Here is a 17,212-nt window from a genome sequence, read left to right as displayed (position 1 = left end):
GACGCTCTCGACCCGGTCACCGCGCATGCTCTCCAGGAGGCGTGGGCCGATCGCCCTGCCACGTACGCCGCCGGCCATGGATCTGCGTGAGCGGGTGGTGGCCGCGGTCGACGCGGGGCTGCCCCAGCCGCAGGCGGCGGCGCGGTTCGGGGTGTCGCTGCGGACCGTGGAGCGCTATCTGGGCCGCCGGCGGGCGACCGGCAGCCTGGCGGCGACCGTGCAGCGGCACGGCCGGGAGCCGACGGTGCGTCGACGGCTGCAGGCCTGGCTGCCCACCCGGCCGGAGGCTGCCGTGGGTGCCACGCTGGCCGAGCACGTGGCGGCGTTCGTCGCCGCTGGCAGCCAGCCGGTGTCGCTGGCCTCGATGTTGCGGGTGATCGCCGGCCTGCCGCCCGCGCCCGAACAGCAGCGGACCCCCGGCGGGCGCCGGCGGCAGGCGGGGCGGGCCGTTGAAGCACAAAGCCTGAGCGCCACCGAGTGCGACGAGACCACGCGCGCCGGTGGCGGGCGCAGATGAACAGGGTGGATCCGGTGCGGCCTGTGGTCGTCGACCAGTGCGGCACGCACACCGCGATGGCCCGCCGGCGGCCCCACGCCGCGCGCGGTGAGCGGGCGCGCGGAGCGGTGCCGCGCATCCGCGGGCCGGTGACCACCCCGCTGGCCGGGGTGAGCCTGGGCGGCATGCGCCCGGAGACGACCGTGGAGGGCGGCACCGACACGGCGGTGTTCGCAACCCATCGGGAGCACTTCCTGCTCCCCGCGCTCTGCCCGGGGACGGTGATCGTGGTCGACGACGTCGGCGCCCATCAGCCCGAGCAAATCCGCGAACTGGTCGCCGCCGCCGGCTGCGAGCTGGTGTTCCTGCCCGCCTACTCGCCGGACCTCTCCCCGATCGAGGAGGCCTTCAGCAAGACCAAGGCGCTGGTCAAGGCGGCCGCCACGCGCAGCCGTGCGGCCCTGGACACCGCGATCGCCGCCGCCCTGGCCGCCGTCACGGCAGCCGATGACACCGGCTGGTTCTCTCACGCCGGCTACCTCACCCGCCAAGCTGCCTGAAACGGCTGTCACAGGGCGGCGCTGGGTCACCGGGGGTCATGACAGCCGGCGCGCCTTCACGCCCTCGAGGATGCTGTTGGGTGAGTTCGTCGGGATGATCCGGGCGAGTTCCAGGCCGGCGGCGGCGAACAGGTCGGCGAACTCGGCCTCGGTCCGGATGCCTGCTCCCGGATGCTGCAGCAGCATGAGGACGTTGAAGGTCTTGGCGGGGCTCGGCTCGTTGCCCGCGGGCAGCACCATCTCGACGACCAGCACCTTGCCGTGAACGGGCATGGCGGCTGCGCATCCGCGCAACACTGCGGTCGCGGTTTCGTCGCTCAAGGTCATCAGGGTGCGTTTGATCATGTAGGCGTCGGCGCCGGAGGGCACGCCGTGCAGCATGTCGCCGCCGATGACCTCGCAGCGGGGCATGAGCTGGGCCTCGTCGAGCGGGATGGGATGCCTGACCACGTCGGGCAGGTCGAACAGGATGCCGCGAAGTGAGGAATGAGCCCCCAAGATCGCGGCCAGCGTGGCGCCTTGCCCGCCGCCCACGTCGGCGAGCACCCGGAACGGTGAGAAGTCGTAAGCGGCAAGGACAGCGGCGTTGTGCAACTCGGACTGTCGGCTCATCCAGCGCTGGAACGGGGCCGCGAACTCCGGGTGCTCGGCCATGTAGTCCCACACGGTCATGCCGTGCAGCCGAGGAAACGCCGGCTGGCCGCTGCGCACCGTCTCCCGCAACGTGCCGATGACCTCCCACAGCTCAGGAGAGCCGAGATAGAGGGCCCAGTCCCGGACCGAGTCCGGTCCCTCCCGGCGCAGGCACCGGCCGAGCGGGGTGAGTGCGAACCGTCCGTCCGGTTGTTCGCGAAAGACGCCGGTCCCGGCGAGCAGCCGCAACAGCCGGTACAGCGCGCCGGGATGCGCGCCGGTCGCCGTCGCAAGGTCGGAAACGCTGCGCGGCCCGGCAGCCAGTTCGTCGGCGACGCCCAGATCGGCGGCCACGTAGAGGGCCTGCACGGTCAGGACGCCGCTGAGCATCCGCAGCATCTGCACCGCCGACTCTTCGGATGAAGCCGCGGCATCCATCGTGGTCACCTGCTCTCAGCCCGAAGGCTGCCAATTGTGCGCGGGTCGGCCTCCTCTGGGTGTCCGGCGACGCTGAGTCACCGGGGTGAGGGTGAGCCGGCAGACGGTTGCGCCGTTGGCCAGGCGGGCTGATCACGCAGCGTCGGACCGAGCAGCCGCCCGCGGCTCGGGTGCGCGGGAGGGGAGGCTGTCGCCGCAGGACGCCGGCGGCGGGACGGGGGTGTGGCACGGCGCGGCGGTTCGGGGGTGCTGGCCGCGGGTCTACGGGTTCCACCGCGGCACTCATGTTGTCGTGCAGGCCGCCGCCGCGCCGGGTCGTCGCGGTCAGCTACAGCGAGCAAGCCCGAAACGCAGATCGTACGAATCGATATGGGCGCGGACATCTGCATTCAGGTCAGCGCGGGTGATCGCGATGGCGATCGAGATGTCCAGCGGCAGTGGCTGACCGGGACGTTGGAGAGAGGGCGGAACAGTGACGGTCGGGATGAGGTCCGTGCTCTCCCCAGTGGTGTTGTTCGTCGACGGCAGCGCGAAGCCGCCCAGCGTCGACTGAGTGGTGACCGCGGCGGTCCCGCGCGTTGGAGCATCCACTCCAACAACGCCGCTGGTCACGCTGCCGTTGACTTCGGTGAGCCGGTAGCCGCAAGCCGGTCGGACGGAGGCGCGTACCTGGCAGTGCAGGGTGCCCTGCAACGGTTCTTCGCCGGGGCGCAGTTCGATCCCGAGGTTCTCCACCACCAGGGCGAAGTCCCAGCCGTCGGACGAGCTGCCGGCCTGCTGGAAGAAGAAGGACGGGGAGGTGAGGCTTCCCGGCTCCGCTGTGATGCGGAGATGATTGAGCGTGACGAGCGGCTGGTCGTCACGCAACTGCGAGGCATCCGGCGCCGCGCCAGCGGTGGGCCGCTCGCTGAACGGCGTGCCGGCGCGGTCGGTGGTCGTGGTCATGGCCGTCCCCAATCGTGGTGGATGTCGGAGCGGTGCTCGGCGACGTCCAAAGCCTGGGCACAAGACGTAGCGCTACGGTGGCGGCCCCATAGCGGGAGCGTTGCGGTGCGTCGGCACTGCGACACGGGATTGCCTGAGGAGCTGGTCGAGGGCGCCACCAAGCTCCGGGCAGTCGCGGGTCGTCGACCTGGACTCCGGGACGGTGGCGGCACTGCGCGCCCACTGGGTGGTCCGCGACTCGCCAACCCTGGACTGGTCCGCGACACGGCCCTGCTGCCCGGCAACCTCGACGGCACCCATCGGCACCCCGAGCGGTTCTCCCGTCCGTTCGCCGGCCAGGTCGCCCAGGCCCGCAAGGTGCTGGGGGAGGAGCAGCTGCCGGCGATCCGGCTGCACGACCTCCGCCACACCCGCGCCACCCTGCTGCTCGCCGCCGGTGTGCCGGTGGAGGTGGTCCCCGAGCGGCTGGGACACACACCGCCGCCGTCACGCTCACCGTCTACCAGCACGTGCACCCCGGCATGGGCCGCGAGGCGGCCGACCGTTTCGCCGCACTGCTCGAGGGCCGATCCGAGGCGCGGAGTATCACGGGGGTATCACGAGGGCCTCGAGAGTCCTTGCATGCGAACGCCCCGGGCTCCTGACCTGCAGGGATCCCGGGGCGGGAGAGTGTCCGAGGAGCGACACGCTACATACGCACACGCCTGCGACCTTGATCGAACGGGCTGAAGTGCGGCGCGTTCCTCGGTCGGACCCAGCTCCTGCGGTGGCGAGAGGCCGCCGCGGGCGGCGACACCCCCGCTCGACTGCGGGCTCCTGGCGGCCGGTCCCTGCGTGTTGGTTTGAGCGCGGCCGCAACTCCGACGACGCTCAGGCGTGGCCCCGGCCGAGCCAGGGGAGCGACCCACTCGTCAGGTCATGGGCGGGGCGATCACCTCGTTCCACGCCATCCGGTGCAGCATGACGAGGAACCATGCCGGGTCGGGGACCTCGATCCGCAGGGGCGCTATCCCGCTGTACTGCAGTTCGACCCAGTCCGGGCCGGCCTCCGCGGTGTTCAGGTAGCTGTGCCAAAGGTCGGTCCACTCCTGGCCCTGAACGACGATCCGCCGGTTGGTGAGCGCCATGTCCCCGTGCTCGACCGGCCGCCATCCCACGGTGGCCCGTCGAGCCGCCTTGGCCCTGCGCCGCGCATTGCCGACGGCGCGGGCCGCGGAGAGCGCGGCCAGGCCGACGAGGCCGCCACCGAGGTAGCCGCCCGACTTGTGAACGTAGGTGCCGTCTCCCTCCACCAACTGGAGCACGGTCACCGGTGCCACCGCGACGCAGTGCTCCTCCGGCTCCATCCGGAACGGTGCTGCGACGGGGGCTGGCTGGCCACCCTGCCGGAAGTAGGCCGCCAGCGCTGCGGCAGGGGAGGGCGGTACACCGCCATCAGGAGGAGTCGAGTACGTCATCGGTCCGTCCTTCCCCGCTTCCACGGGACGACTCGCGTGTAAGGAAATGGCGTTCGAGGAACCGTCGGGACTCAGTCCGGATACCCCTCGAGGATCTTGAAAAGGCGTGCCCTCGCAAATCTGATGGGGTGCACGGTAGTCAGGAAGGTGGGCGTCCTGCTAGCTTGTCGCAACTTTGTCCGGGTCTCGGCGAGGTGCTGTGTGACCGCGACAGGCTCGGTTTGATCATCCTGGCTCGAGGAGATCTTCGTGGTGGCTGCGCACCCTCTGAATGACTTGGCGCGCGTGGTTCTGGCCCCGACGGAGCGCTGGGGGTGGGAGTTCGTCGATCCAGGAGTGCCTCGTCCCAGTCCTCTGCTGGCCAGCGAGCCGCGGTGGGCGGAGCCGATGGGACCCGATGTCCGGCACATTCGCGATGCGCAGCAGCGAGCGCGCTATCACCTTGGCCGCAAGATCGCAATCGTCGTAGTCATCGTTTTGGTGAGTATGAGCTTCGCTTCTGATGGGGGATGGCTCTTTTTCCTGGGTGCACTTGGCCTGGGCTACTACTGGTTCGCGCCCCTTCTTCTTGCGGAGTCGAGGATCTCGAAGGTCCGGGGGGAGGCGGATCAGCGCAGAGCCCAGGCGTGGCAACAGTTCCAGGAGGAGCATGCTCGCTGGCAGCGGGACGTGAGTGCTCACGATGCCGCTGAGGGCGCTCGCGTGTCCTCGCGCGACGCGTTCTTCCCGCTGGAGTTGGACCCGCCGCCCAGCCGGGTCGACGTCTTCGGTGGAACCGGCCGGGGCTGGGTCAACCTCCTCACGACGATGGGCGGGTCCGTGCTCGGGTCTCGGACGCCGATGGTCATGGTCGACTTGACCCAGCACCGCTTGTCGGCCGCCCTGCAGGAGGTCGCGGGCCTGCGGGGGCTGGAAGTCCGTCGCCATGAGTTTCCCGATGATCTGGCCGCGCTGCTCAGCGGCTTGGGAAGCGACGAACTCGCTGAGGTGCTGGCCGAGGCCGTCCACACCGGCAGGTCAGGGTCTGACCGTCAGGATCTGGTTCCTATCGGTGCTGATCTGCTTCGGGTGGTCCTGCGGGTGCTCGGTGGGCAGGTGAGCGCCCGCCGCATCGCGGCCGGCCTTCGGGTGCTCGATCGCACCTACTTCGACGATCCCGACGACATCCTCACCTTTGACGAGCGGAGCCGGTTGTCGGAACGGGTCGACCTCATCGGGCAGACGGAGCGGACCCGTGACGAGCTCGGTCGGTTGATTTCTGCTTTTGACCGGCTCGGTGCAGCCGACGGAGCGCAAGACGCCATGGACCCCGCCGTCCCCACGCTCGAGGCCGACGTCCCGCTGCTCGTCCTCGAAACGGCACCGGGCCGGTCCCTGGTCACGGATCTCGTTGACGCGGTCCTGTTCCACGCGGTGTCGGGACACGTGAGCAATGGCTCGTCTTGGGTCGTCGGCAGGGTAGTTGTCGTCGTCGGCGCGGACCGGATGGGCGTGCGCGCGCTTGAGGAACTGCACCGGCAGGCGCGACGGCGCAGGGTCCGGTTGGTCTTCCTCTTCGAGCACCTCCGCGACGACCTGCAGCAGTTGATCGGCGGTGCCGACAGCGCGGCACTGATCATGCGCCTGGCCAATCACCAGGAGGCCGAGGTGGCGGCCAACTTCATCGGGAAGGGCCACAAGTACGTGCTCGGGCAGGTGACCCGCAGCCTGGGGGAGACCGACACTGTGGGTGGCGGGACGAGCCAGACGACGACTGACACCTATTCGGAGACCTTCGGCCGGACCGTCGGTAACGGGTCTAGCCGGTCGTACTCCGAGGCCTATTCCGTAGCGCAGAGCTTCACCGCCAGCGAGAACTGGTCGCGGGGGACGACGACCACGCACGGGACGACGGACACCCGGGTGTACGAGTTCATGATGGAGCCGACCCAGATTGCGGACCTACCCGAGACGGCGTTCGTTCTCATCGACTATGGCTTACGGGGGAGGCGGGTCGTGGTGGGGGACAGCGACCCCAAGTACTACCTCCTCGGCCGAGTCTCCGACCGACCCCGCAAGGGCTTCGCCGAGACGCCGGAGGTGACGGGCTCGACCGCCTCGGGGCAGACGAGGCAGGGCGCCGTTCCGGGCCCCGACTCCATAAAGATCCCGGACCCGTCCCGATCGCTGGTGGCCGTCGCCGACCGCATCCGGGACCTTGGGTACGTTGTCCGTTACGAGGAAGAACGCGGAAGCCCGGCTCTGCACGGCTGGAAGGTCACCCGCGGCGACGGTTGTCCCCTCGACGAGCTGGACCAGCAGCACGTGCAGCAGGCGTACGCCTCCCACGCGGGCCGCCGGTGACGTTGAGCCCTGCGGTACCGGTGGAGACCGGGGGACTGGCGGGCTTCCAGTGGCTGCGCGTGGTGTCGGTGCCGCGTCCGCCGGAGGAGCCGCGCTTCGACCCGCGGCCCACGCAACTGCTGGCGGCCGTGACGGCAAGCCATGCCGGACTCCAGCATGCCTCCGGCGCGGACGGGGCTCTCGCGATGGCGTGGCTGCGCCTCCCTGACGACGACCAAATGCACTTCCTCGTTGGAGGCCGGCCGGACATTCCCTTCTCGACTCAGCCCGCGCTGGGGTCCGGTCACGAGCGGACGCTGGCCTATCCGCCGGGGTCGACCGGCGTGTCGGTGCCAGCCGGCGAGGTCGAGTGCCTCCTCCAACGCCTGCCGCATTGGACCCGCTGCGCCGGCCGAGCGGACGCCCTCGTGGCGGAGGTCCAGGACCGACAGGAGCACGCGGGCGTCGTCCCCTTCGGGTCCGCATTCGACGAGTACGCCGCCCATCTAGGCACCGCCTTCGCGTGGGTCGTAGTCGCGACGCCGGTCCCGCGGCAACGCGTGGACCGGGAACGCCTCCAGGTGGCCGAGCGCATCCCGGGCCTGCGGCGGCGGGAGAACCAGGAGGACGGCCGGCTCGAGCTCGAACGCGCCCAGGGCCGATACCGGGAGCTAACCCGGGCACGCGCGACCGGCATGTGGGACGTCGACGTGTTGGTCGGGGGTGGCGACCCGACGTCTCTCCGGCAGGCCGCGGCTCTTCTGTGCAGTGCCGCTCAGGCCGAGGGACTGCCGTACACGCTGCTGCCTGCGGCCGCTGCCGGGCCGCTGGCCGACATCCTGGCCTCAGGGGTACCCGAGGATGAGGACGGGCGGTCGCCGTTCCTCGCGAGCGCCGATCTGGTGGCCCGTCTGGCGCGCCCTCCGGCCAAGGAGCTGCCGGGCATCCGGCTGGTCAGTCCGCACGACTTCGACGTCACGCCGAACGACGTCGGGGCAGGCATACCGCTCGGGACGATCGTTGACGCCGGGCGGCGCAGCGCGGGCATCCTGCGGGTGCCGACCCAGACCCTCAACCGGCACGGATTCATCTGTGGAGCCACCGGCTCGGGAAAGTCGCAGACGACCCGCGGCGTGCTGGAGCAACTGGCGCTGGCGGACGAGCCGGTTCCCTGGCTTGTCGTGGAGCCGGCCAAGGCCGAATACGCGCTGATGAGTGGGCGTCTGGGGCCTGACCGGCCGGTGCTGGTGATCCGCCCGGGTGAGCCGGACGCCGCGCCGGCTTGCCTCAACCCGCTAGAACCGGCTCCCGGATTCCCGCTGCAGAGCCACGCCGACCTCGTGCGGGCGCTCTTCCTGGCGGCGTTCGAGGCTCAGGAACCGTTTCCCCAGGTGCTGTCCCGCGCGATTACCGAGTGCTACCGGGCGGCTGGCTGGGACCTGGTGACCGGGTCCCCCCGGCCCCTGCACAAGCCCAAGTACACGCTGGACGAGCCGGACGTGGAGGTGCGCCCGCAGTACCCCACCCTCGGCGACCTGCAGAAGACTGCGCAGGGCGTCGTCGAGCGCATCGGGTACGGCAAGGAGGTAGCGGCCGACGTGCGCGGGTTCGTCGATGTCCGCATCGGGAGCCTGCGCGAGGGGCGGCCCGGCCGGTTCTTCGAAGGCGGACACCCGCTGGACGTCGAGGCGCTGCTGGAGGGCAACGTCGTCCTGGAGCTTGAGTCCCTGACCAACGACCAGGACAAGGCGTTCCTCATGGGGGCCATCCTTATCCGCATCGTCGAGCACCTCCGCGTGCACCAGGCCGGCGGTCAGGAGTCAGGGCTTCGCCACCTGCTGGTTATCGAGGAGGCACACCGCCTGCTGAAGAATGTCGAGGAGGGGCCGGCGGCAGCGGCCGTCGAGCTGTTCGCGTCGCTGCTGGCGGAGATCCGGGCGTACGGGGAGGGCGTCCTCGTCGTCGAGCAGATCCCCTCGAAGATCCTGTCCGACGTCCTCAAGAACACGGCGCTCAAGGTCATGCACCGTCTGCCTGCTGCGGACGACCGGCTCGCCGTAGGCGCGACGATGAACCTGCAGCCAGAGCAGTCCGAGTCCGTCGTGGCGTTCGCGCCGGGCGTGGCGGCCGTGACGATCGACAACGTTGATCGGCCGTTGCTGGTGCAGATGGAGCCTGGCGACGCGCGGGAGTCCGCGGACCTGTGCGTGGTCTACCCGCCCCTGACCGGGCGGCGCAGCCGGCTGTGTGGTCGGTCCTGCCTGGAGCGGGCCTGCACCCTGCGGGAGATTAACGAGGCCGAGCACGTGTCGCTTGCCCCGTTGGTCGCCGTGTGGATCGAGGCGGTGACGGCTGCCCTCGTCGCGGGGCTGGCGCCGCCGAGCCCCCGGCAGGTCGTCACCACCGCGCTGCCCGCGCCGGGACGACTCCGGGACTGCGTCTTCGCGCACGCGGTCGACCGGGCTACCCGTGCCCGTCGCGGCTGGCTGTGGAGGGCAGTGGACACCGACGACTTCGCGGCGGAGCTCCTCCACACGCTGACCGGTCTGCTCGACGGTCGTCTGCGCGGCCGCCCGCACGACCGCTGGCGCACGGGCGCCTATCGCTGGTCCGACGTCCGCTACGACCTGCGCACGGCTCTGCAGAGCGTCGGGGACGGCGACCTGCCGCAGCACCCTTCCACGCAGGAGTGGGCCCGCCGGGGGCTGGCGCTGGACGCACCGACCCTGCGTGGTCAGTTCGAGCAGTTGCTCGGCCGGCCGGAGTACGCCGACGGCCAGGAGCGAGCAGCCGTGGGCGACCTGACCGTCTCGGGCCTGACGGACGCCGTCCGCGCGCTGACCGGCAACACCGGTCCCGCCGCCTTCTCCACCGCGGTCCGGACCGCTGCCGTCGGTCCGGACCGCGACCTTCTGATCGACGTCTGCGCGGACATGATCGTCGTCTGACTGGTGAGGGGAATCGCTGATGGCCACTGACGGACCTGCGCCCTCCGATGCTCCACCGCCTCCACCACCACCGTCCCCCGACGCTCCGGCCAAGCGCCCGGCGCACGAGAAGGCGGACCTAGTGAACGAGCGGCGGCCCGTCGAGCAGACAGGTGACCGTTCCGCTTTGGGGCCACCAGTAGAGCGGCCCTCGCCTGAGCGCGACCGGTCGGGGCCCGAGGTGCAACCGGTCGAGCCCGTCAACCTGGCCGTCGACGGGCTTGACCGCGACCACGGGCCCGAGCTGAGGCCTTCCCCCCAGATGCATGCGGCCCTCGACGAGAGGCACGCGCGCTGGGATCAGAATTTGTCCGACCCTGCTCACCAGCCGGACGTACGCCGGGACAGCCGCACAGAGGAGGCCGCCGCTCTCAGGCTCTCGCCGGAGATGCAGGCGGATCTCGACGGGGGCCATGCGAGGTGGAGAAGCAACCTCTCGGACCCGGCCCACCAGCACGACCTACGACGCGCTGAAGGTCCGGCGGAGATGCCCGATCTGGTGACCACGCCGGAGGCGCGGACGTCGACGCCAGCGCACGATGCGTGGGCAGCCAGCGCGCAGCCCAATCCTCCTGAGGTCGACGTGCCCTCTGGCGGAGCTGAAGCGCATCGACCGACAGCGCTTCAGGTGGATGTGCCGCCGCCCGGGGGACCCGGCGGTGACAATGGTGGCGACCTGTCGCCACCAAGAGGACCGCGCGGTGACGACGGTGGCGATGTGCCGCCGCCAGGAGGACCCGACGGCGACATCGGTGGCGATGTGCCCCCTCCGGGGATCTCCGCAAGCTGGAGCCAGCGCGAGCACTACAACGCCGTGATCAACCCCGGGCCCCTCGCCGAGATGCAGCAGCCCGGTGGGGAGGGAACGGTCGCGCAGAACTTCCGGAACGGGAGCTACGACCGGGTGGTCACGGACGTGGACATCCCCGTCTACAAGCGGCTCGGGGACGACGACAGCAGGACTGAGGTCGGCGGCTGGTGTGCCCCTGCAATGTACAGGGGGACCACCGAACAGGACCTGCACGGCCTTGCTCTGCAGCCAGGCTGGGGTTCCCGCGACAGGTACGTCGAAGATGTGATCCCTGCCGGAACAGAGATTTTCGTGGGGACGGCCGCTGCTCAGCGGGTGGCCTACGACGGGGTGAGCTACGACCGGGGACCGATGGTCCGCGTCAGCGATGCGGACGGGGAGCTGGTGCAACGTGAGTCACCCTGGGGCCTGGGCCTGGGCCGTGACGCCGGCGCTGTGCTGGGTGGGGGCTTGCAAATTTATTGGCCACGGGATCCCCGGTCTACGACGTGACCCCTCGCGGGCCGATCTCAGTCACACGGACGTCGCCGGCCTACCTGCGGCGATCCGGTGGGCAGGCGCAGTCCTCCACGCTGCTCGCCGCGCAGGCAGTGGAGAGGGAACCCGTGCGGGAGCTGCTGGCGTGGCTGCCTGACCACCTCACCGCAGACCTGACGGTGCCCACCCTGGCCCGCCGAGTGCACCTGTCCGAACGGCAGTTCAGCCGGGTGTTCAGGGCCGAGGTCGAGGTGACGCCGAGCGAGCACGTGGAAAGGTTGCGGCTTGAGGAAGCCTGCCAGCTCCTCGGGACCACTAGCCACGCCGTCGACTACATCGCTCGGTCCGCGGATTCCAGACGCCGGAGATGATGAGCCGTGCGTTCCGTCGTCGGTTGGAACACCACCCCGGGCGACCACCGGCGCCACTTCGGCCACTTGGCGGTGCAGTAGCCGAGCTCTGCGCCGACGAGGGCGTGCCCCCTCCGGGCGGGCAGAGGGGTCGTGAAGGTGACTCGGTCGTCCGCCAGCTGAGGCCGAACAGCTGGGCGGGTGCTCCGCGAAGGCGGCCAGCTCGCCGGCCTCGGTGACGGTCCGCGGTCTGACGCATCTCATCCTCCCACCCACTCGGCGACGAGCTCCTCCTCGCCGCGAGGTCGCGGGCAGCACTGCGCCCGCTCACCCGTGGAGCAGCGGGATCTCGGCCCACCCTGACCGGCGTCCGGAGACGGTAGCCGGCCGGTGTGGTTCTACAGGTATCGAGCGGACGTGCCGACGCAGGAACAGGAGAACCCCCGCCGGCCAGAAAGCCGCGGGGGCTCAACTCGGTGTCCGAGGGGGGACTTGAACCCCCACGCCCGATAAAGGGCACTAGCACCTCAAGCTAGCGCGTCTGCCATTCCGCCACCCGGACAGGTGAGCCGCTCTCGCGAGCGTCGGGAGTCAGCATAACCGAGCCTCGGCCAGGGTCTGCACACCCCCGGTGGCACGATCGTCGGCATGTCAGAGACGACCGCCGCGCCCCTGTCCCGAGCCCAGGACGAGGTCGCGGAGCTGCTGTCCGACCTCATCCGCATCGACACGACCAACACCGGCGACACCGCCACGGGCAAGGGCGAGCGGGTGGCGGCCGAGTGGGTCGCCGGGAAGCTCGGCGAGGTCGGCATCCCGTCGGTCATCCACGAGTCGGAGCGGGGGAGGGCCAGCTTGGTCGCCCGCATCGAGGGCCAGGACAGCAGCCGTCCGGCGCTGCTGGTCCACGGCCACCTCGACGTCGTCCCCGCCGACCCGGCCGAGTGGAGCGTGCACCCGTTCTCCGGCGAGGAGCGCGACGGCTACGTCTGGGGCCGCGGCGCGGTCGACATGAAGGACATGGACGCGATGACCCTCGCGCTCGTGCGCGACTGGGCCCGCACCGGCGTCCGGCCGCCGCGGGACGTCGTCCTGGCCTTCGTCGCCGACGAGGAGGCCGGCGGGAAGCGCGGCGCCCGCTACCTCGTCGAGGAGCACCCCGACCTCTTCGATGGCTGCACCGAGGCGATCAGCGAGGTCGGCGGCTTCAGCATCACCGTCCGCGACGACCTGCGCCTCTACCTCGTCCAGACGGCGGAGAAGGGCCTGGCCTGGATGCGGCTCACCGCGGGCGGGAAGCCCGGCCACGGCTCGTTCGTCCACGACGACAACGCCGTCACGCGGCTCTGCTCGGCCGTGGCGCGGCTCGGCGCGGCCCGGCTGCCCACCACGCTCACCCCGCCGATGCGCTCGTTCCTCGCCGCCGTCGAGGACGCCTACGGCATCGAGATCGACCCCGACGAGCCAGAGCAGGCCCTGGCCCGGCTCGGCAGCATCAGCCGGATGATCGGCGCGGCGCTGCGCAACACGGTCAACCCGACGATGCTCGAGGCCGGCTACAAGGCCAACGTCATCCCGGGCACCGCGAGCGCCACCGTCGACGGCCGCTTCCTCTACGGGCAGGAGGAGGAGTTCGAGCGGCAGCTGGCCGGCCTCATCGGCGAGGGCGTGCAGCGCGAGTGGCTGGTGCACGACCAGGCCGTGGAGACGACGTTCGACGGCCCGCTGGTCGACGCGATGGTGGCCGCGCTCAAGGCCGAGGACGACGGCGCCCGCCCCGTGCCGTTCACCATGAGCGGCGGCACCGACGCCAAGAGCTTCGAGCGGCTGGGCATGCGCTGCTTCGGCTTCTCCCCGCTGCGGCTGCCCCCGGACCTGGACTTCGCCTCGCTGTTCCACGGCATCGACGAGCGGGTGCCGGTGGAGTCGCTGCGCTTCGGCATCCGGGTGCTCGACCGTTTCCTGCGCGCCTGCTGACGCCGCTCAGGCCGCGGCGCGCAGCGCGGCCAGCAGGGCGGCGACGCCGGGCACCCGCCGGGCGTCCGGGCGCGCCAGCGTCTCGACCACCCGGCCGTCGACGTCGGGCAGGTCGACGGCGACCACCCCGGGCTGCGTGCTCGCCGCCAGGGCCCAACTGGGCAGCAGGGCCACGCCGAGCCCCTGGGCCACCAGGCCCTGCACGACGACGTGGTCGTCGGTGACGAAGCGGACGTCGGGGGTGAAGCCGGCCCGTCGCGCGCAGCGCAGCAGGTGACCGCGGCAGCGCACGCACCCGGCTATCCACGGCTGGTCGCGCAGGTCGGCCAGTGTCGTGGGCAGCGGCCACCCCGCCCGGACGACGGCCAGGACCGGGTGGCGCGCCAGCGGCTCGCGCATCAGGTCGCCGGGGACGGCGTCCTCGTCGTCCTCGTGGCGGAACACCAGCGCCAGGTCCGCCGCGCCGCTGCGCACCGCCGCCTCGGCCTCCGGCGGTTCCTCCTCGGTGAAGCGCACCTGCAGGGCCGGCGCCCGCTCCCGCAGCGCGACCAGCACGGACGGCAGCAGGACCGCCGCGGCGGTCGGGAAGGCGGACAGCCGCACCGTGCCCGCGGCCAGGCCGGTCAGCGCCGCGATCTCCTGCTCGGCCGCGGCCAGCCGGTCGGCGACCCCCTCGGCGTGCCGCAGCAGGACCCGGCCGGCCTCGGTCAGCGCCACGCCCCGGCCCTGGCGCAGGACGAGGGCCGTGCCGATCTCGCGCTCCAGCTGCCGCACCTGCTGGCTCACCGCCGGCTGCGTCCAGCCCAGCGTCCGGGCCGCCCCGGCCAGCGACCCGGCGCGGGCGACCTCGCGGAAGACGAGCACCCGACGGGGATCCACGGTGCGACATCCAAGCAGCGCTTGGGTCAGGACGTCGACATCCCGGCCTGGACGATCCCCTCCCCGGGGGCGAGCCTGGGCGCATGAGGACCATCGGGCTGCTGGGCGGGATGAGCTGGGAGTCGACGGCGCTGTACTACCGCATCGCCAACGAGCTGGTGCGGGAACGGCTGGGCGGGCTGGCCAGCGCGTCGCTGCTGGTGCGCAGCCTGGACTTCCGCGTCGTCCGGGAGTGCCAGCTGGAGGACCGCTGGGACGACGCGGCCGCGCTGCTGGCCGCCGAGGCGCGAGCGCTGGAGTCCGCCGGTGCCGAGCTGGTGCTGCTGTGCACCAACTACATGCACCGGACGGCGCCGGCGATCGAGGCGGCCCTGGGCGTGCCGTTCCTGCACATCGCCGACCCGGTGGCCGCCGCCGCGCCGGGCCCCACGATCGGCCTGCTCGGCACGGCGGGCACCGTGCGGGCGCCGTTCCTCCGGGAGCGCCTGGGGGCTGCCGGCCTCAGCGTGCTGGTGCCGCCGGAGGACGACGTGGACCGCGTGGACGCGGCCATCTTCGACGAGCTGTGCCGGGGCGTGCTCTCCGACGCCACCCGCGCCGACCTGCGCGCCGTCGTCCGCCGGCTGGCCGCGCGGGGCGCCGACGCCGTGGCGCTGTGCTGCACCGAGCTCGAGCTGCTGCTCGGCGCCGGGGACAGCCCGGTGCCGCTGCTGCCCTCGGCCCGGCTGCACGTGACCGCGGCCGTCGACGCCGCGCTCGCCTCGCGGCCGGCCGTGGTCTGATGGCCGGGTGACCGCTGCCACTCCCCGTCCCGGATCCGTCGCACTCATCACCGGGGGGACCGGCGGCTTCGGCCGCGCCCTCGCCGCCAAGCTGGGGGAGCGGGAGGTCACCGTCGTCCTCGCCGACCTCGACAGCGAGCGCAACCGGCAGGTCGCCGCCGACCTGGGCGCGGAGTTCGAGGTCCTCGACGTCACCGACCGGGCGGCCAACGCCGCGCTCGTCGAGCGCATCGAGGCCCGGCACGGCCGGCTCGACGCCGCCTACCTCAACGCCGGCATCTCCGCGGCCAAGTCCGACGACGACCTCGACCTCGACGAGTTCGTGCGGGTGGTCGACGTCGACCTCTTCGGCGTCGTCTACGGCGCGGTGGCCGCCCGCCCGGCGATCAAGCGGGCCGGCGGCGGCGCGATCGTCGTCACGGCGTCCCTGGCCGGCCTCTCGCCGATGGCCACCGACCCCGGCTACAGCGTCGCCAAGGGCGGCGCGATCGCCTTCGTCCGGTCGATGGCCCCGCGCCTGGCCCGCGAGGGGACGACGATCACCGCGATCTGCCCGGGCTTCGCCGACACCGCGATCATCGACCGCATCCGCGACCAGTTCACGCAGGCCGGTTTCCCGGTGCTGTCGGCCGAGGAGGTGGCCGACGCGATGGTCGCGGCCTGGACGTCGGGCGAGCCGGGCGCGGCCTACGTCGTCCAGCCCGGCGTCGGCACCGTGCCCTACCGGTTCAAGGGGGTGCCCAGCGCCAAGACGGCCAGCGGTGAGACGGCCGTCGTCCCGGAGGCGCTGCGCCCGCCGTCGATGCGGTGAGCGTCAGATGCGGTGAGCGTCAGGCGGGGTCGGTGCGGCAGGCGTACAGGAACGCCGGGGGCACGTTCCACGGCGTGATCTTCTGCTGCACCGACGGGAACCGGCGGCGCAGCTCGCGCAGGATCAGCGGCGAGTACTGGATCACCAGCAGCACCCCGCCGGGCGCCAGTGCGACCGGCAGCAAGTCCAGCACCCGGCGGCGCAGCCCCGCCTCGAACGAGGTGTAGGGCAGCGCGGAGACCAGCACGTCGGCCCGCTTACCACCCAGGTGCACGTCGAGGTTCTCCGCCGAGTCGCAGACCACCTGCAGCCGCGGGTCGTCGTAGCGCTCCTCGAGCAGCGCGGCCAGGTCCGGGTCGATCTCCAGCGCCACCAGCCGGGCGCTCGGGCCCAGCCGGGCGAGGACCTCGCCGGTCTGCACCCCGGTGCCCGCGCCGAGCTCGACGACCAGGTCGGCTCGGGGGAGGTCGGCCAGGTCCAGCATGTCCCGCACCGCCCAGCGGGAGGTCGGCAGGACAGCGCCCACCTGACGGGGGTTGGCCAGGAAGGCGCGCAGGAAGCGGAACCGGTCGGTCAGGGTCTCTCTCATGCCGCCCTCCCGGGCCGCCCGGGCAGCGGCGACCCAGCCCCGACCCTGACACGCCCGTGCCGGCTCGGCGACCGCAGGGGGCCGACCCGGCACCGGCAGCGCTAGATGTGCGGCTTGGGCAGGTAGGACAGCCGGGCCCGGCGGCGCAGGATGACCTTGCGCGTGCCGTCGGCGTGCAGCTGCAGCCGGGCGAGTTCCCAGCCACCGGTGTCCGCCTGCAGGCTCAGCATGGTCGCCGCTGCGGACCGGGACGTACCCGGCGGGATCCGCAGCGGCGCGAACTCGTAATCCCCGGCGACCGCCTCCATCTGGCCGATTGTGCCCGCCGGACGCCCGCTGGTCACGTGACCGTCACCTCCCGGACTGCACCGGCCCCGCGCCGGGCGGCAGGATGGGCCCCGACCCCATCCCCGAGGACACGGAGGACGGCGTGACCGCTCCCGGCAACGACGTGCCCGACGCCGACCGCGCCGAGCAGGAGGCCCCGCTCGACCCGCCGGTCGTCGCCCTCGCCGGTGACGCCACCCCGCCGGGTGAGGGCGTTCCCGAGGCCGACGCCCTCGAGCAGCAGCTGGCCGCCCGCCCGGGCGAGGCCGGCAGCCCGCTGCGTCCGGTCGGCGACCGCGAGGCCGACCCCGCCGACGTCCTCGAGCAGGAGGCCGACGTCCCCGTCGACGACGACGACATCCCGCTGTAGC

The 17,212-nt window shown here is 72.0% G+C and carries 16 protein-coding genes and 1 tRNA gene; 10 read left to right on the top strand and 7 right to left on the bottom strand.

What is annotated here, in order from left to right; all coding sequences use genetic code 11:
• Window positions 1–76: 76 nt before the first annotated feature.
• Window positions 77–517 (top strand): helix-turn-helix domain-containing protein, encoded by a 441-nt coding sequence (locus tag ACI79G_RS04135; protein ID WP_456879870.1) that lies wholly within the window; start codon window positions 77–79, stop codon window positions 515–517.
• Between the two features lie 14 nt (window positions 518–531).
• Entirely contained in the window at window positions 532–1,056 is a 525-nt protein-coding gene (locus ACI79G_RS04130; protein ID WP_456879869.1) for an IS630 family transposase, read from the top strand.
• 36 nt (window positions 1,057–1,092) lie between these two features.
• Here ACI79G_RS04130 and ACI79G_RS04125 read toward each other — a convergent pair whose 3' ends face one another.
• The 3 genes from ACI79G_RS04125 to ACI79G_RS04115 all read right to left on the bottom strand — a co-directional run bounded on the left by ACI79G_RS04125 (window position 1,093) and on the right by ACI79G_RS04115 (window position 4,529).
• Window positions 1,093–2,127, bottom strand: coding sequence for a methyltransferase (locus ACI79G_RS04125; protein WP_456879997.1), 1,035 nt, complete (start codon window positions 2,125–2,127; stop codon window positions 1,093–1,095).
• Between the two features lie 324 nt (window positions 2,128–2,451).
• Entirely contained in the window at window positions 2,452–3,072 is a 621-nt protein-coding gene (locus ACI79G_RS04120) for a hypothetical protein (RefSeq protein WP_456879868.1), read from the bottom strand.
• A 911-nt stretch (window positions 3,073–3,983) separates the two neighbouring features.
• Window positions 3,984–4,529, bottom strand: coding sequence for a hypothetical protein (locus ACI79G_RS04115; protein ID WP_456879867.1), 546 nt, complete (start codon window positions 4,527–4,529; stop codon window positions 3,984–3,986).
• A 249-nt stretch (window positions 4,530–4,778) separates the two neighbouring features.
• Between ACI79G_RS04115 and ACI79G_RS04110 the strand changes: the two genes are divergently transcribed.
• The 4 genes from ACI79G_RS04110 to ACI79G_RS04095 all read left to right on the top strand — a co-directional run bounded on the left by ACI79G_RS04110 (window position 4,779) and on the right by ACI79G_RS04095 (window position 11,497).
• Window positions 4,779–6,872 (top strand): hypothetical protein, encoded by a 2,094-nt coding sequence (locus tag ACI79G_RS04110; RefSeq protein ID WP_456879866.1) that lies wholly within the window; start codon window positions 4,779–4,781, stop codon window positions 6,870–6,872.
• Window positions 6,869–9,799 (top strand): ATP-binding protein, encoded by a 2,931-nt coding sequence (locus ACI79G_RS04105; RefSeq protein WP_456879865.1) that lies wholly within the window; start codon window positions 6,869–6,871, stop codon window positions 9,797–9,799. The genes ACI79G_RS04110 and ACI79G_RS04105 overlap by 4 nt, the downstream gene beginning before the upstream one ends.
• Before the next feature lie 526 nt (window positions 9,800–10,325).
• The gene (locus ACI79G_RS04100; RefSeq protein ID WP_456879864.1) at window positions 10,326–11,141 is read left to right on the top strand and encodes a hypothetical protein; all 816 of its coding nucleotides are present in this window, start codon (window positions 10,326–10,328) and stop codon (window positions 11,139–11,141) included.
• 113 nt (window positions 11,142–11,254) lie between these two features.
• A complete protein-coding gene (locus ACI79G_RS04095; protein WP_456879863.1) occupies window positions 11,255–11,497 on the top strand; it encodes a helix-turn-helix domain-containing protein in 243 nt (80 codons plus the stop codon).
• 456 nt (window positions 11,498–11,953) lie between these two features.
• On the opposite strand, the gene ACI79G_RS04090 is transcribed toward ACI79G_RS04095, so the two are convergent.
• Window positions 11,954–12,038: transfer RNA gene (locus tag ACI79G_RS04090), tRNA-Leu, on the bottom strand.
• 86 nt (window positions 12,039–12,124) lie between these two features.
• On the opposite strand from ACI79G_RS04090, the gene ACI79G_RS04085 reads away from it, so the two are divergent.
• Window positions 12,125–13,453, top strand: a complete 1,329-nt coding sequence (locus ACI79G_RS04085; RefSeq protein WP_456879862.1) for a M20/M25/M40 family metallo-hydrolase — start codon at window positions 12,125–12,127, stop codon at window positions 13,451–13,453.
• Between the two features lie 6 nt (window positions 13,454–13,459).
• On the opposite strand, the gene ACI79G_RS04080 is transcribed toward ACI79G_RS04085, so the two are convergent.
• Entirely contained in the window at window positions 13,460–14,332 is an 873-nt protein-coding gene (locus tag ACI79G_RS04080) for a LysR family transcriptional regulator (RefSeq protein ID WP_456879861.1), read from the bottom strand.
• Window positions 14,333–14,415: 83 nt separating this feature from the next.
• On the opposite strand from ACI79G_RS04080, the gene ACI79G_RS04075 reads away from it, so the two are divergent.
• Together ACI79G_RS04075 and ACI79G_RS04070 are read left to right on the top strand one after the other, a co-directional pair.
• Complete coding sequence (locus ACI79G_RS04075) at window positions 14,416–15,114, top strand: aspartate/glutamate racemase family protein (RefSeq protein ID WP_456879860.1); 699 nt, start codon at window positions 14,416–14,418, stop codon at window positions 15,112–15,114.
• Window positions 15,115–15,121: 7 nt separating this feature from the next.
• Window positions 15,122–15,925, top strand: coding sequence for an SDR family oxidoreductase (locus ACI79G_RS04070; RefSeq protein WP_456879859.1), 804 nt, complete (start codon window positions 15,122–15,124; stop codon window positions 15,923–15,925).
• 19 nt (window positions 15,926–15,944) lie between these two features.
• On the opposite strand, the gene ACI79G_RS04065 is transcribed toward ACI79G_RS04070, so the two are convergent.
• Both ACI79G_RS04065 and ACI79G_RS04060 read right to left on the bottom strand, forming a co-directional pair.
• On the bottom strand, window positions 15,945–16,514 hold the full coding sequence (locus tag ACI79G_RS04065; RefSeq protein WP_456879858.1) for a class I SAM-dependent methyltransferase: 570 nt from the start codon (window positions 16,512–16,514) through the stop codon (window positions 15,945–15,947).
• Window positions 16,515–16,615: 101 nt separating this feature from the next.
• The gene (locus tag ACI79G_RS04060) at window positions 16,616–16,858 is read right to left on the bottom strand and encodes a DUF5703 family protein (protein WP_245700059.1); all 243 of its coding nucleotides are present in this window, start codon (window positions 16,856–16,858) and stop codon (window positions 16,616–16,618) included.
• Between the two features lie 86 nt (window positions 16,859–16,944).
• Here ACI79G_RS04060 and ACI79G_RS04055 point away from each other — a divergent pair, with 86 nt between their 5' ends.
• The gene (locus tag ACI79G_RS04055) at window positions 16,945–17,211 is read left to right on the top strand and encodes a hypothetical protein (RefSeq protein ID WP_091214419.1); all 267 of its coding nucleotides are present in this window, start codon (window positions 16,945–16,947) and stop codon (window positions 17,209–17,211) included.
• The last annotated feature ends 1 nt before the right edge of the window (window position 17,212 follow it).

This window comes from Geodermatophilus sp. SYSU D00779, assembly GCF_054050595.1.
Note: the sequence above shows the minus strand (reverse complement) of the source record. Positions and strands in the feature narration are given on the sequence as shown.

What these genes read in the sequence shown, in the direction of transcription:
- ACI79G_RS04135 (WP_456879870.1), top strand. Translation starts at nt 77, where the DNA reads ATGGATCTGCGTGAGCGGGTGGTGGCCGCGGTCGACGCGGGGCTGCCC.
- ACI79G_RS04125 (WP_456879997.1), bottom strand. Translation starts at nt 2,127, where the DNA reads ATGGATGCCGCGGCTTCATCCGAAGAGTCGGCGGTGCAGATGCTGCGG.
- ACI79G_RS04120 (WP_456879868.1), bottom strand. Translation starts at nt 3,072, where the DNA reads ATGACCACGACCACCGACCGCGCCGGCACGCCGTTCAGCGAGCGGCCC.
- ACI79G_RS04115 (WP_456879867.1), bottom strand. Translation starts at nt 4,529, where the DNA reads ATGACGTACTCGACTCCTCCTGATGGCGGTGTACCGCCCTCCCCTGCC.
- ACI79G_RS04100 (WP_456879864.1), top strand. Translation starts at nt 10,326, where the DNA reads ATGCCCGATCTGGTGACCACGCCGGAGGCGCGGACGTCGACGCCAGCG.
- ACI79G_RS04085 (WP_456879862.1), top strand. Translation starts at nt 12,125, where the DNA reads ATGTCAGAGACGACCGCCGCGCCCCTGTCCCGAGCCCAGGACGAGGTC.
- ACI79G_RS04075 (WP_456879860.1), top strand. Translation starts at nt 14,416, where the DNA reads ATGAGGACCATCGGGCTGCTGGGCGGGATGAGCTGGGAGTCGACGGCG.
- ACI79G_RS04065 (WP_456879858.1), bottom strand. Translation starts at nt 16,514, where the DNA reads ATGAGAGAGACCCTGACCGACCGGTTCCGCTTCCTGCGCGCCTTCCTG.